Raw genomic sequence first — 13,678 nt, 5'->3', positions numbered from 1 at the left:
GCGGATAACAACGATGAGCAGGGCGATAACGATAATGCATAGCAAAGTAAAATCACTGGCTTTGATGGTCAATCTGGGTATTTTTGGCACCGCGCTCCCGCTGTACGCGGCGGACACTGCCGATACGAAAAAAGACGATGCCGATGAGACTATCGTCGTCACCGCCGCCCAGCAGAATCTGCAGGCGCCAGGCGTTTCAACCATCACCGCCGACCAGATCCGCAAAGATCCCCCGGCGCGCGACATCTCAGAGATCATCCGCAAGATGCCGGGGGTTAACCTGACCGGCAACTCCACCAGCGGCCAGCGCGGCAACAACCGTCAGATCGATATTCGCGGCATGGGCCCGGAGAACACCCTGATCCTGGTTGACGGCAAGCCGGTCACCAGCCGCAACTCCGTGCGCCTCGGCTGGCGCGGCGAGCGCGACACCCGCGGCGACACCGCCTGGGTGCCGCCGGAGATGATCGAGCGTATTGAAGTTCTGCGCGGCCCGGCGGCGGCGCGCTACGGCAACGGCGCGGCGGGCGGCGTGGTCAACATCATCACCAAGAAAGGCGGCAACGAGTGGCACGGTTCGTGGGACACCTACTTCAATGCCCCGGAGCACAAGTCAGAAGGCGCCACCAAGCGTACCAACTTCAGCCTCAACGGCCCGCTGGGCGGAGACTTCAGCTTCCGCCTGTACGGCAACCTTGATAAGACGCAGGCGGACGCCTGGGATATTAACAAAAGCCACAGCTCGGAACGCACGGGCAGCTACAGCGATACCATGGCCGCCGGGCGCGAAGGGGTGATTAATAAAGACATCAACGGCTCGGTGCGCTGGGACTTCGCCCCGATGCAGTCTCTGGAGTTTGAGGCGGGCTACAGCCGCCAGGGCAACCTCTACGCGGGCGATACCCAGAACACCAACACCAACGATCTGGTAAAAGAGCGCTACGGCAAAGAGACCAACCGCCTCTATCGCCAGACCTACTCCCTGACCTGGAACGGCGGCTGGGATAACGGCATTACGACGACTAACTGGGCGCAGTACGAGCACACCCGCAACTCGCGCACGCCGGAAGGTCTCGCGGGCGGCACCGAAGGGATTTTCGATCCGAAGGCGTCGCAGAAGTATGTTGATGCCGACCTGAGCGATGTCACCCTGCACAGTGAGGTTAATCTGCCGCTGCAGATGCTGGTCAATCAGACGCTGACGCTCGGCACCGAGTGGACGCAGCAGAAGCTGAAAGATGAGCTCTCCAACTCGCAAACCTTTATGGGCGGCGCGATCCCAGGCTACGACAGCACCAACCGCAGCCCCTACTCAAAGGCGAAAATCTTCTCGCTGTTTGCCGAAGACAATATGGAGCTGACCGACAGCACCATGCTGACGCCGGGCCTGCGCTTTGACCACCATTCCGTCACCGGCGACAACTGGAGCCCGTCTCTGAACCTCTCCCAGGGGCTGGGCGACGACTTCACGCTGAAAATGGGCATCGCCCGCGCCTATAAAGCGCCGAGCCTGTATCAGACCAACTCCAACTATATCCTCTACAGCAAGGGCCAGGGCTGCTACGCCACCGGCGCCAGCAGCGGTATCGGCTGCTACATGATGGGTAACGACAATCTGGATGCCGAAACCAGCGTCAACAAAGAGATTGGCCTTGAGTTCAAGCGCGACGGCTGGCAGGCGGGCGTGACCTGGTTCCGCAACGACTACCACAACAAAATTGAAGCGGGTACGGTGCCGATTGCCAGTACCAATAACGGTAAAACCGACATCTACCAGTGGGAAAATATCCACCGCGCGGTGGTTGAAGGGCTGGAAGGTTCTCTCAACGTGCCGGTCAGCGATACCGTGACCTGGACCAACAACCTGACCTATATGCTGCAGAGCAAGAATAAGAAGACCGGCGAACGCCTGTCGATTATTCCGGAGTACACCCTCAACTCGACCCTGAGCTGGCAGGCGCGCGCGGATCTCTCGCTGCAGTCCACCCTTACCTGGTACGGAACCCAGAAGCCGAAGAAGTATGACTATCAGGGCAAACGCGTATCCGGAACGGACAGCCGCGAGGTCAGCCCCTACAGCATCGTCGGCCTGAGCGCGACCTGGGACGTAACCAAAAACGTCAGCCTGACCGGCGGCGTGGAAAACCTGTTTGATAAGCGCCTGTTCCGCGAGGGCAACGCCCAGACGACCGGCGATATCAAAACGGGTGCCTATATGGCGGGCGCCGGGGCCTACACCTACAACGAACCGGGCCGCACCTGGTATATGAGCGTTAACACCCACTTCTGATATGCTGTCCCTCCTCCCCTCTTCCGGGGAGGAGTTTTAAGGGGCCGCGCCATGCATATCCACCACTCGATCCTTACTCTCGCCGGAATAAACCTCCACCGAATTGACTTCGATCCCGCCACGTTAACCGACGCCGATCTGCACTGGCTACCGCACCGCGCCGCGCTCGATCGCGCCGTGACCAAGCGCAGGGCGGAGCACCTCGCCGGCCGCATCGCCGCATTTCGCGCCTTGCAGGCACAGGGTATCGACCACATCGCGGGGATCGGCGAGCGGCGCCGGCCCCTGTGGCCCGCGGGCTGGTTCGGCAGCATCAGCCACTGCGAAGGCTGCGCGCTGGCGGCGGTAGCAAAACGTCCGGTCGGCGTGGATATAGAGAAAGTGATGGCGGCGGAGCAGTGCCGGGAGATGGCCTCCGGCATCGTCGATGCCGGAGAGCAAAAGGTGCTGGAGGAAAGCGGGCTGCCCTTCCCGCTGGCGCTCACTCTGGCCTTCAGCGCCAAGGAGAGTCTGTATAAGGCGCTGTCGCACCGCATCGCCCACCTTCCCGAATTTAGCGCCGGGAAGGTGGAGGCGCTCGGCGCATCAGCGCTGACGCTGCGCCTGAACGCCGGGTTTGACCCGGCGCTGGCGGGCGCCGTCTACCGCCTTCCCTGGCGGCAGTCGGACGATCGGGTGATCACCCTCTCGTCAGGCTGACTCCCGCTCAACCGCCGCGTCCGGGAAGGTGACGTTATTCCCCGGCGCCTCGCGGTGCAGGTGGATAAAGTTCATGTGCCGCTCGTACTGGTCGAGAATATCGGTGATGACCTGCTCTTTGCTGTAGTCCATCAGGTCATTCCCCTGGCTGCCCTCCAGCAGGAAGGTTTCCAGCCGGTAGTAGGTCGATTTGCCGTTGCGGGCGCGGATAGTGAAGCCCGGCACCGAGTAGCGCTGCGGCCAGATCTGATAGATGAAGTTCTGCTCATCGCCCAGGTGCACCAGCAGCGACAGGTGGCCGAGCTTCTCGCCCGGCTCCGGCGCCAGCTTCTTCAGCTCGACGTAGGCGCCGCGCAGCTTCAGCTCCTTCGCGACCTCCTCCATCGCCGGATAACAGACATTTTCCAGCATCTGCTCGGTATAGCGGCTGCCCGGATAGTTCATCAGGCGCGACAGGCGCTTCTTCCAGTTAAGGCGATCCTGCAGGCCGATGGCGCGCGGCGCGGTTTCGCGGCTGGCGCTGGCGCGGCGGTAGTCCTCGACTTTTAACGACTTATAGAGCCCGGCCATCACAAAGAAGATCACGAAGCTGAACGGTAGTCCCATGATCACCGTGGTGTTCTGCAGGGCGGAGATGCCGTTGGTCATCAGCATGCCGATTGTCAGCAGACCGATGGCAATGGACCAGAAAATGCGCAGCCAGTTCGGCGCGTCGCTGTTGATATCCTTCAGCTTCGAGGTGAAGTTACCCAGCACCAGCGCCCCGGAGTCTGCGGAGGTCACGTAGAACAGCAGGCCGGTAATGGTGGCGATGGAGGCGCTGAAGGTAAAGCCCGGATACTGCGCCAGCAGGCTGTAGAAGCCGCGCTCCGGATAGTTCATTGCCTGCTGCGCAAACGCCGCGCCGCCGTGCATAATTTCATGCAGGGCGCTATTACCGAACACCGACAGCCACAGCAGGGTGAAGGTAAACGGAATGATAAGCGTCCCCAGCACGAACTGGCGAATGGTGCGGCCGCGCGAAATGCGGGCGAGGAACAGACCGACGAACGGCGACCACGCCACCCACCAGGCCCAGAAGAACAGCGTCCAGTTGTTCATCCACTCGGTGGGCTGATCGAAGGCAAAGCTGTTGAGGGTCATGCCGACAAAGCGGTTAACGTAGTCGCCGACGTTGAGCACCAGGGCGTTGAGCAGGAACGAAGTATCGCCCATAAACAGCACGAACAGAATCAGCCCCAGCGCCATCAGCACGTTCAGCTCGGAGAGAATGCGGATGCCCTTATCGACGCCGGAGGTCACCGAAATGGTGGCAATCACTACCGACAGCGCGATCAGCGCCGCTTTCGCCGCCATGCTGTCCGGAATATCAAACAGTATGCTCATGCCATAGTTCAGCTGCACCACGCCGATCCCAAGCGTCGTGGCAATCCCGAAGATGGTGCCGATGACCGCCGCAATGTCGACCGTATGGCCAATGGGGCCGTTGATTTTTTTACCAAAGATGGGATAGAGCGCAGAGCGGATCGTCAGCGGTAAATTATAACGATAGCTAAAGTATGCCAGCGCCATGCCCATCAGGGCATACATCGACCAGCCGGTCAGCCCGTAGTGAAACAGCGTCCATACCATCGCCTGGCGCGCGGCCTCGATGGTCTGCCCCGCCCCTTCCGGCGGCTGCATGTACTGCGTTACCGGCTCGGCCACCGAGAAGAACATCAGGTCGATGCCGATCCCGGCGGCGAACAGCATCGCCGACCAGCTGAGCAGGCTGAACTCCGGCTTAGACTGTTCCGGTCCGAGCTTCACCGAACCGAAGCGCGACCCGGCAATACAGACCACGAAGACGATATAGATCGTCGCCGCCAGCAGATAGTACCAGCCGAAGGTGGCCGACACCCAGTTCAGGGCACGGCTAATCCACGTTGCTGAAAAGTCGCTGAAAAAGATTGTCGTCAGGGAAAACAACAAAATCAGCCCCGCCGACGTGTAAAAAACCACCGGATTGACTTTGTCCTTTTCTCTGTGTTCCGCAGGTGGTGAAAGGTTTGACATCCCATTTCCTCACTGTTGTTAGTAACCAATAAACCCAAAAACGGTAACAATTAAGACACAATTTATATTGAACGTCCAATTAAAAAACGGTTAAATAGATAATTCATACTTATGGATGGAACAGGAAAATGCCCAAAGTAGGAATGCAGCCGATCCGCCAGCGGCAGCTGATTGACGCCACCTTAGAGGCGATCAATGAAGTAGGACTGCACTACACGACCATTGCGCAGATCGCCCGCCGGGCCGGCGTCTCTACCGGCATCATCGGCCACTACTTTCGCGATAAGAACGGCCTGCTGGAGGCCACGATGCGCGACATCACCAGCCAGCTGCGCCACGCGATTCTTGAGCGGCTGCGGGCTCTGCCCGGCGCCAGCGCCAGGGTTCGGCTTGAGGCCATCGTGGCGGGTAACTTTGACGAGACGCAGATCCGCCCCGCCGCCATGAAGGCGTGGCTGGACTTCTGGGCCAGCAGCATGCACCAGCCGATGCTTTACCGGCTGCAGCAGCTGAGCAACCGCCGCCTGCTGTCGACCATAACGGTCGAGTTTCGCCGCGAACTGCCGCGTGAAGCGGCGCGCGAGGCCGCCTACGGCCTATTGGCCCTGATCGACGGACTCTGGCTGCGGGGCGCGCTCAGCGGCGCGCCCTTCAACCCGCAGCGGGCCGAAGCGCTCGCCAACCGCTACATCAGCCAGCATTTGCCTGCACATTTTCCTGCCCAATCACAATAACGGAGGACAGCATGACCCGAATGGCCGACCAACAGCTCTACATTCACGGAACCTACACCCCGGCAACCGGCGGTAAGACGTTCGACACCATCAATCCGGCGAACGGTGAAGTGCTGGCCACTGTACAGGCCGCAGGAAAAGAGGATGTCGAGCGCGCCGTGAAAAGCGCCCGCGAAGGACAAAAAGTGTGGGCGGCAATGACCGCCATGCAGCGTTCGCGCATCCTGCGCCGCGCCGTCGATCTGCTGCGCGAGCGCAACGACGAGCTGGCGCGCCTGGAAACGCTCGATACCGGTAAACCATTCAGCGAAACCTCGACGGTCGATATCGTTACCGGCGCCGACGTGCTGGAGTACTACGCCGGGCTGATCCCGTCCCTGGAAGGCAGCCAGATCCCGCTGCGCGACACCTCGTTCGTCTACACCCGCCGCGAGCCGCTGGGCGTGGTCGCCGGGATCGGCGCGTGGAACTACCCGATCCAGATTGCGCTGTGGAAATCCGCGCCGGCGCTGGCCGCAGGCAATGCGATGATCTTCAAGCCGAGCGAAGTCACTCCGCTGACCGCCCTCAAGCTTGCGGAGATCTACACCGAAGCGGGCGTGCCGGACGGCGTTTTCAACGTCCTGCCGGGCGTCGGGGCCGAGACCGGCCAGCTGCTCACCGAACATCCGGGCATCGACAAAGTCTCCTTCACCGGCGGCGTGGTCAGCGGCAAGAAAGTGATGGCCAACGCCGCGGGCTCCACGCTCAAAGAGGTGACGATGGAGCTGGGCGGCAAGTCGCCGCTGATCGTGTTTGACGATGCCGACCTCGATACCGCCGCCGACATCGCCATGATGGCCAACTTCTTCAGCTCCGGCCAGGTGTGCACCAACGGCACCCGCGTGTTCGTCCCGCAGGCGCTTAAAGCACAGTTTGAACAGAAGATTGCCGAACGCGTGGCGCGCATTCGCGCCGGTGATGTATTTGATGAAAGCACCAACTTCGGCCCGCTGGTCAGCTTCCCGCACCGCGACAACGTGCTGCGCTTTATTGAAGCCGGCAAGCGCGAAGGCGCCACCCTGCTATGCGGCGGCCACGTACTGAAGGGCGACGGCTTCGACAGCGGCGCCTGGGTCGCGCCGACGGTGTTTACCGACTGCCGCGACGAGATGACCATCGTCAAAGAGGAGATCTTCGGCCCGGTGATGAGCATCCTCAGCTATCAGGATGAAGACGAGGTTATCCGCCGCGCCAACGACACCAACTTCGGCCTCGCCGCCGGCCTGGTGACCCGCGATCTGAACCGCGCCCACCGCGTTATTCATCAGCTTGAGGCGGGTATCTGCTGGATCAACACCTGGGGCGAGTCGGCGGCTGAGATGCCGGTTGGCGGCTATAAGCACTCGGGCGTCGGCCGTGAAAACGGGGTGATGACGCTGCAGAGTTACACTCAGGTGAAGTCCATCCAGGTTGAGATGGCGAAATTTCAGTCCATTTTTTAACTGAGGGGAACGCATGGAATTTGACTACATCATTATCGGTGCCGGCTCCGCCGGCAACGTACTGGCTACCCGACTGACGGAAGATGCCGACACCACCGTGCTGCTGCTGGAAGCCGGCGGGCCGGATTACCGCTTTGATTTCCGCACTCAGATGCCGGCCGCGCTGGCCTATCCGCTGCAGGGCAAGCGCTACAACTGGGCCTATGAAACCGAGCCTGAACCGCACATGAACAACCGCCGCATGGAGTGCGGGCGCGGCAAGGGCCTCGGCGGCTCGTCGCTGATTAACGGCATGTGCTATATCCGCGGCAACGCGATGGATCTCGACGGCTGGGCGCAAGCGAAGGGCCTGGAGCACTGGAGCTACCTCGACTGCCTGCCCTACTACCGCAAGGCGGAGACCCGCGACATCGGCCCCAACGACTGGCACGGCGGCGACGGTCCGGTCAGCGTGACCACGCCCAAAAATGGCAATAATCCGCTGTTCCACGCCATGGTGGAAGCGGGCGTGCAGGCGGGCTATCCGCGCACTGACGATCTCAACGGCTACCAGCAGGAGGGCTTCGGCCCGATGGATCGCACGGTCACGCCGCAGGGCCGCCGCGCCAGCACCGCGCGCGGCTATCTCGACCAGGCAAAGCAGCGCCCGAACCTGACCATCAAAACCCATGCCCTGACGGACCATATTATTTTCGACGGCAAGCGCGCCGTCGGCGTCGAGTGGCTGGAAGGCAGCGGCACCGCGCCGGTGAAGGCCACCGCCCGCAAAGAGGTGCTGCTGTGCGCCGGGGCTATCGCCTCGCCGCAGATCCTGCAGCGCTCGGGCGTGGGCGATCCGGCCCTGCTGCACCAGTTCGACATTCCGCTGGTGCACCCGCTGCCGGGCGTCGGCGAGAACCTGCAGGATCACCTGGAGATGTACCTGCAGTACGAATGTAAAGAGCCGGTGTCGCTCTACCCTGCCCTGCAGTGGTGGAACCAGCCGAAGATCGGCGCGGAGTGGCTATTCGGCGGTACCGGCATCGGCGCCAGCAACCAGTTTGAGGCCGGCGGCTTTATCCGCAGCCGCGAGGAGTTCGACTGGCCGAATATTCAGTACCACTTCCTGCCGGTGGCGATTAACTACAACGGCTCGAACGCGGTGAAGGAGCACGGCTTCCAGTGCCACGTCGGCTCGATGCGCTCACCGAGCCGCGGCCACGTGCGTATCAAATCGCGCGATCCGCACGATCACCCGGCGATCCTGTTCAACTACATGTCCACCGAGCAGGACTGGCAGGAGTTTCGCGACGCGATCCGCATTACCCGCGAAATCATGCACCAGCCGGCGCTGGACAAGTATCGCGGCCGCGAAATCAGCCCCGGCGAGGCGTGCCAAACCGATGAGCAGCTTGACGAGTTCGTGCGCAATCACGCAGAGACCGCCTTCCACCCGTGCGGCACCTGTAAAATGGGCTACGACGAAATGGCGGTGGTTGACGGCGAAGGCCGGGTGCACGGCATGGAAGGGCTGCGGGTGGTCGACGCTTCGATCATGCCGGTTATCATTACCGGCAACCTGAACGCCACCACCATCATGATCGGCGAGAAAATTGCCGACGCGATCCGCGGCCAGCGCCTGCCGCGCAGCACCGCCGAGTACTACGTGGCCGGCGATGCGCCGGTGCGCAAAGCGCCGCTCAGGACGTTCTGAGGCGGCTAAGCTGCTGGCCCTGGGCGTCGAAATTGACCGGGGCCAGCCAGCGCTGAATGGCCGCATCCACCTGCGGCCATTCATCATCGATAATCGATAGCCAGTCGCTGTCGCGGTTGCGCCCCTTGCGCACCATCTTCTTGCGAAAGCGCCCTTCGAAGGTAAACCCCAGCCGCTCCGCCGCCCGGCGCGAGGCGACGTTCAGCGAATCGCACTTCCACTCGACCCGGCGATAGCCGCAGGCAAACGCCTCCCGCAGCAGCAGCCAGACGGCCTCTGTGCCAATCGCACTCTGCTTCATCGCCCGCGACCAGGTGACGTGGCCTATCTCCACCGTGCCGTTGGCGCGGTCGATGGCCATAAAGCAGACCACGCCGACCGCCCTCTCCGAGCGGGCGTCAATCACCGCGAAAGGCACCAGCGCCCGGTCCTCGACCTTAGTCTGTATCCAGGCCGTCGTTTCGGCGAGAGACTCGGGACGATTGCCGACAAGCCAGGTCCAGTCGCGGTTATCGTCCACCAGCGTGTAGGCGGCAAACAGATCGGCGGCGTGGACCTGCGCGCTGAGCGGCGCCAGGCGGGTGAGTCTGCCGTGAAGGGTATGGCGCTGGAGCAGGTCGGCGCCATGCCAGTCGGGAAGCGGTGTACCGACCAGCTGGCCGTAGGGGTTAATTTCAGTCATCTTCCTTCCTGTCCGGTATTTTTATACTTTACGACAGCTTATCCGGAAAAGACCTCAAAAGAACAGCCAGTTTACCACCAGCAGCGTGACGGAGCCCGCAGCCCACAGGATAGTGGAGGTTACGCTCCAGACGCGGATCTGCTCCTGCACTTCGGTTACCCCTAGCGAGCGGTTTACCACCCAGAAGTAGGCGTCGTTAAAGTAAGAGAACATAAAGGATCCCACCGTGCAGCCCAGACCGGCGATAATAGGATCTACGCCAAGCGTTTTTATCATCGGCGCGGTAATGCTCGCCGCAGTGATCATCGCCACCGCACCGGAACCCTGAATCAGGCGAATAAGCGTGGAGAGCAGCAGCGGCAGCAGAACGCCCGGTACGCCTATCTTGACGATATAGCCCGCGATCATGTTGGCCGCGCCGGAGTCGCGCAGCACCATGCCCAGCGCCCCGCCGCCGCCAATCAACAGCAAAATGATCCCCGCCGAGCGAATGGCATTGTCCATACTCTGGATCACCTCTTTGCGCTCATAGCAGCCGCCAAGGCCGATTACGGCAATCAGCAGACCGGTGCCGACCGCGACAACGGGATGTCCGAGGGTAATGCACATCTGCCCCAGCGTGCCCTGCCACTGCCCCTGGTAAGCCGCTAATATTCCCGTTTCACGAAAAAAGGTTGCCAGCAGAATCAGCAGAATCGGCACAATCAGCGGCGCAAATGAGATAACCTTCCCCGGAAGATGCTCATCGGCGGAGGCGGTTTCCGAGGGCTGGATGCGCTCTCTTGAGAAGCCGTCCCCATCCTCGGCAGGGACGATATAAATCTTTTCGCCCAACCGTGAAGTGTAGAGATAGCCGCAGATCGTAACCGGGATTGCCACGACCATGCTCCAGAGCATAAAAGTGCCAATAGGCATATCAAACTGAGAGGCAACCCCAAAGGGTCCTACGGCAGGCGGGATCATGCTGTGGCTAATGACAAGCCCGGCAGCAAGCGTAGCCCCCAGACCCACGATCGATTTACCGCTGGAGCGCGACAGTGACTTCACCAGCGGCGTGAGGACGATAAACGCCGAATCGCAGAAGACCGCCATGGAGACGATCAGACCAATCAGCACCAACGCCAGCTCCTCGCGCTCTTTGCCGAGGAAACGAATGAAAGTGAGCGCCATCCTGCGCGATGCCCCGCTAAGCTGCAGCAGCGCGCCCATCATGACGCCAAAGCCGATGACAATTCCGATATGCCCCAGGGTGCCGCCAAAACCTTTGGTGATGGACTGGATCATGACATCGCTTTTCATTCCGCCCAGAGAGCCGGTAATAATTCCGGCAATAATTAATGCGGGAAACGTTGAGATGCGTGTTTTTAAAATCATAAACAGCAGTGCGGCAATGGCAATAAGCAGACCGCCGATCACCCGCGAACTTTCTAACTGGCTACTCCCCTTGCTGCCAATAAAAAAAATCGCCAGGCCGATAATAACCATTGAGACGCCTTTAAACCCGGGGCCTGAGAAAAAACTGCCCGTATCCTTTTTATTTTCGGACATCATTATTTCACCTGTAGAGATAGAGGTTGCTACTCCCACCGATGCGGCGGGAGTGAACAGATTGTCTTAGCGAACAAAACAGGGCGCATAGCGTGCCGCCAGCCTGACGGCTTCGATCATGCTGACAGGATCGGCGACGCCTCGCCCGGCAATGTCATTGGCCGTACCGTGATCGACCGAGGTACGCAGAATGGGCATACCGTTAGTAATTGAAATCGTGCGGTGAAAATCCACCATTTTTGTAGCGATATGCCCCTGGTCGTGATAGGGCGAGAGGACAGCGTCATACTCTCCCTGCAGCGCAAAATGGAATACGCTGTCGGCGGGTTTCGGGCCGCTGATATTGATGCCCCGTGCCCGCGCCATCTCGATTCCGGGCAGCAAAATATCATCATCCTCGGTGCCAAACAGGCCGTGCTCCCCACCGTGGGGATTAATCGCCGCCACCGTCAGGCGCGGCTGCGCCAGCCCCAGCCGGTTAAGCGCCCCGGCGCTGCGCACCGCATAGTCACATACTTTTTCCGGCGTCAGACTGCGGATCGCATTTACCAGCGACAGGTGACGGCTAAGGAAAAAGACGCGTAAATCGCGAACCTGGAACATAGTCAGCGGATCGGCTGTTCCCGTAAGCTTGCCGAATATCTCCGTATGGCCGATAAAGTCGACTTTCCCTGCCTTAAGCGATTCTTTATTAATCGGCGTCGTGGCGACAGCATCCACCTCTCTGGCCATTGCCATCATAATCACCTGCTCAATACAGTCGTAGGCGGCTTTGCCACACTGTCCCTGTATTTCACCCAGCCGCAGCGTTGAGAAATCAATATTTCCGCGCTGAATAAGATTTACCACGTCCGGAGAGTCAATAAATTCACTCAGGCTTTCAATAACGTTGATGTTTAATGTTACGCTGGAAAATTCGCAGGCCTGTTCCAGCACCTGCCGGTCGCCGACGACAACCATGCGGGCATATTTCTGCGCCTGCGGGGAGGCGATAGTTTTTACCGTAATCTCCGGGCCGATGCCGGCCGCATCCCCCATCGGGATAGCAATCAATGGTCTCATAGTGGATCCTCAGATTTTTTATTTACGCAATTTCTGCTGCTGATTTTTGGGTTGATACTTTTGTTGCCAGATAGTCAATACAGTGGACGAGCGTATTATCATCGCCGACAAAACCGCCTTTCGTGATAACCGGAACGCCGCGGCAGAGGCCGCCGGTAAGATGGCCATAAACGGTCAGCGGTTCGACTTCATCTTTGAGTATCACGCCATTGCCCTTTAGCCGCCGGGTAATCGCCACCACAACATCGCCGCCGCTGCTGTACAGCGCGCTGATGGGAGAGTTTTCCGCCCCCAGCACCTGGGCCGTTACTTCCGCGATCCCCTGATTAATGAGCAGGCTGATACCGTGCTCATCAAGGGCATATTTCTTTGCCAGACTTTTCAGGCAGCAGACGTGCTCCGGCAGTTCGACGGTATCAATGCCTACCACATCGTACTGGCGAGTTGTTTCAATAATCCCGCTGGCGATAGGCGAGCCCTGTTCCGGGTGCAGGGCGATATCAATAAGCGCCTCTGCGCTCAGGGTCTGAATACTGACCTGTCTCTCATAGCGCAGCTTCTTAATTTGCCGCTGAGTAAGCTCAGAGACGCTGCCAATAGCGACAAAAATTTTGTTGGCTCTCTTTCTGCCGCTGGCATAGTGCATATAGGCCAGATGGGCGGTAAACACGCCAGGATCGACGCAAAAGAAAGGGACTTTTGCTTTTAACACCGCCGCTGCAATACAGTGAATATCTTCATCGGTAGTGGCATCCATCACCACAATTCTGACGTTTTTCTGATAGAGATCTTTAAGCTGTTGCGCCAGCTCCCTCTCGCCCTTCAGCACCTGGCTAAGTGGAATATAGCCAACGCTCTTATTGGTCTGCTGACGAAAAAGCGCAATCACGGAGGATTCTGTCATCGGATTTTTTGGATCATTACGCATCGCCGTATTCTGCAGCGGAATGCCATCAACCAGCAGCGAGCCTCCTACGCAGATGCGCCCGCTGGAGGGATACACCGGCACGACTATCGCCATCAGCTGCGGATACCGATCTATGACTGCATCCACCTCAGCACCTAAATTACCGCGCAGAGTGGAATCAATGCGTTTGCTGATGGTGGTCGTATCCGGATTCACCAGCTCAAGGTAGCGGGACACCCGCTCATAGGCCTCCCTGGCGGGTACCGAGCGTGAGTCTGTGGAAAAAGAGATAACATCGTAGTCTTCCCCACTCTGCGGATTATCGAGACAGGTTAATGTGGTAAAACCCCGGGTACTTAGCAGGGCCGCGGTCGCATTCGCCCCGGTTAAATCATCGGCAATAATGGCTACTTTCATATCAGTATTTTCCCTAACAGGTTCTAATACTCGTCGTCCTTCGAGCTGCTAATAGGTTATCCTCTGCCATTGCCGAAACGTGAATAACACGTTGCGGCAATTTCAGT

10 protein-coding genes are annotated in these 13,678 nt (G+C 59.6%); 5 read left to right on the top strand and 5 right to left on the bottom strand.

What is annotated here, in order from left to right:
- Positions 1 to 34 precede the first annotated feature (34 nt).
- Positions 35 to 2,290, top strand: a complete 2,256-nt coding sequence (locus tag ENGE1_RS12690; RefSeq protein ID WP_048252997.1) for a TonB-dependent siderophore receptor — start codon at positions 35 to 37, stop codon at positions 2,288 to 2,290.
- A gap of 51 nt (positions 2,291 to 2,341) precedes the next feature.
- The gene (gene entD, locus ENGE1_RS12685) at positions 2,342 to 2,989 is read left to right on the top strand and encodes an enterobactin synthase subunit EntD (protein ID WP_048252996.1); all 648 of its coding nucleotides are present in this window, start codon (positions 2,342 to 2,344) and stop codon (positions 2,987 to 2,989) included.
- Here entD and ENGE1_RS12680 read toward each other — a convergent pair.
- Positions 2,981 to 5,044 (bottom strand): choline transporter, encoded by a 2,064-nt coding sequence (locus ENGE1_RS12680; RefSeq protein ID WP_043085348.1) that lies wholly within the window; start codon positions 5,042 to 5,044, stop codon positions 2,981 to 2,983. The two genes, entD and ENGE1_RS12680, sit on opposite strands and share 9 nt — an antisense overlap.
- Before the next feature lie 128 nt (positions 5,045 to 5,172).
- Between ENGE1_RS12680 and betI the strand changes: the two genes are divergently transcribed.
- From betI to betA, 3 genes are read left to right on the top strand one after another with little or no spacing between them, the layout of a single operon-like run.
- On the top strand, positions 5,173 to 5,778 hold the full coding sequence (gene betI, locus ENGE1_RS12675) for a transcriptional regulator BetI (protein ID WP_043085349.1): 606 nt from the start codon (positions 5,173 to 5,175) through the stop codon (positions 5,776 to 5,778).
- An 11-nt stretch (positions 5,779 to 5,789) separates the two neighbouring features.
- A complete protein-coding gene (gene betB, locus ENGE1_RS12670; protein ID WP_064360628.1) occupies positions 5,790 to 7,262 on the top strand; it encodes a betaine-aldehyde dehydrogenase in 1,473 nt (490 codons plus the stop codon).
- 13 nt (positions 7,263 to 7,275) lie between these two features.
- Positions 7,276 to 8,955 carry a choline dehydrogenase gene (gene betA / locus ENGE1_RS12665; RefSeq protein ID WP_048252994.1) on the top strand — a complete coding sequence of 560 codons (1,680 nt, stop codon included), beginning with the start codon at positions 7,276 to 7,278 and terminating at the stop codon, positions 8,953 to 8,955.
- On the opposite strand, the gene ENGE1_RS12660 is transcribed toward betA, so the two are convergent.
- From ENGE1_RS12660 to ENGE1_RS12645, 4 genes are all read right to left on the bottom strand, one after another.
- On the bottom strand, positions 8,942 to 9,637 hold the full coding sequence (locus tag ENGE1_RS12660; protein ID WP_048252993.1) for a GNAT family N-acetyltransferase: 696 nt from the start codon (positions 9,635 to 9,637) through the stop codon (positions 8,942 to 8,944). The two genes, betA and ENGE1_RS12660, sit on opposite strands and share 14 nt — an antisense overlap.
- A gap of 54 nt (positions 9,638 to 9,691) precedes the next feature.
- Positions 9,692 to 11,122 (bottom strand): GntP family permease, encoded by a 1,431-nt coding sequence (locus ENGE1_RS12655; RefSeq protein ID WP_048253135.1) that lies wholly within the window; start codon positions 11,120 to 11,122, stop codon positions 9,692 to 9,694.
- A 129-nt stretch (positions 11,123 to 11,251) separates the two neighbouring features.
- The gene (pdxA, locus tag ENGE1_RS12650) at positions 11,252 to 12,247 is read right to left on the bottom strand and encodes a 4-hydroxythreonine-4-phosphate dehydrogenase PdxA (protein ID WP_048252992.1); all 996 of its coding nucleotides are present in this window, start codon (positions 12,245 to 12,247) and stop codon (positions 11,252 to 11,254) included.
- Positions 12,248 to 12,269: 22 nt separating this feature from the next.
- Complete coding sequence (locus ENGE1_RS12645) at positions 12,270 to 13,571, bottom strand: four-carbon acid sugar kinase family protein (protein WP_043085354.1); 1,302 nt, start codon at positions 13,569 to 13,571, stop codon at positions 12,270 to 12,272.
- Positions 13,572 to 13,678 lie beyond the last annotated feature (107 nt).

Origin of the sequence: Pluralibacter gergoviae ATCC 33028 = NBRC 105706, assembly GCF_001598855.1 — a bacterium.
Classification (GTDB): Bacteria; Pseudomonadota; Gammaproteobacteria; order Enterobacterales; family Enterobacteriaceae; genus Pluralibacter; species Pluralibacter gergoviae.
This window is presented reverse-complemented; position numbering and strand designations above follow the sequence as displayed.

Bases quoted from the DNA above. Each gene is read 5' to 3' on its own strand.
- ENGE1_RS12690 (WP_048252997.1), top strand. From the start codon at position 35: ATGCATAGCAAAGTAAAATCACTGGCTTTGATGGTCAATCTGGGTATT.
- entD (WP_048252996.1), top strand. From the start codon at position 2,342: ATGCATATCCACCACTCGATCCTTACTCTCGCCGGAATAAACCTCCAC.
- ENGE1_RS12680 (WP_043085348.1), bottom strand. From the start codon at position 5,044: ATGTCAAACCTTTCACCACCTGCGGAACACAGAGAAAAGGACAAAGTC.
- betI (WP_043085349.1), top strand. From the start codon at position 5,173: ATGCCCAAAGTAGGAATGCAGCCGATCCGCCAGCGGCAGCTGATTGAC.
- betB (WP_064360628.1), top strand. From the start codon at position 5,790: ATGACCCGAATGGCCGACCAACAGCTCTACATTCACGGAACCTACACC.
- betA (WP_048252994.1), top strand. From the start codon at position 7,276: ATGGAATTTGACTACATCATTATCGGTGCCGGCTCCGCCGGCAACGTA.
- ENGE1_RS12660 (WP_048252993.1), bottom strand. From the start codon at position 9,637: ATGACTGAAATTAACCCCTACGGCCAGCTGGTCGGTACACCGCTTCCC.
- ENGE1_RS12655 (WP_048253135.1), bottom strand. From the start codon at position 11,122: ATGGTTATTATCGGCCTGGCGATTTTTTTTATTGGCAGCAAGGGGAGT.
- pdxA (WP_048252992.1), bottom strand. From the start codon at position 12,247: ATGAGACCATTGATTGCTATCCCGATGGGGGATGCGGCCGGCATCGGC.
- ENGE1_RS12645 (WP_043085354.1), bottom strand. From the start codon at position 13,571: ATGAAAGTAGCCATTATTGCCGATGATTTAACCGGGGCGAATGCGACC.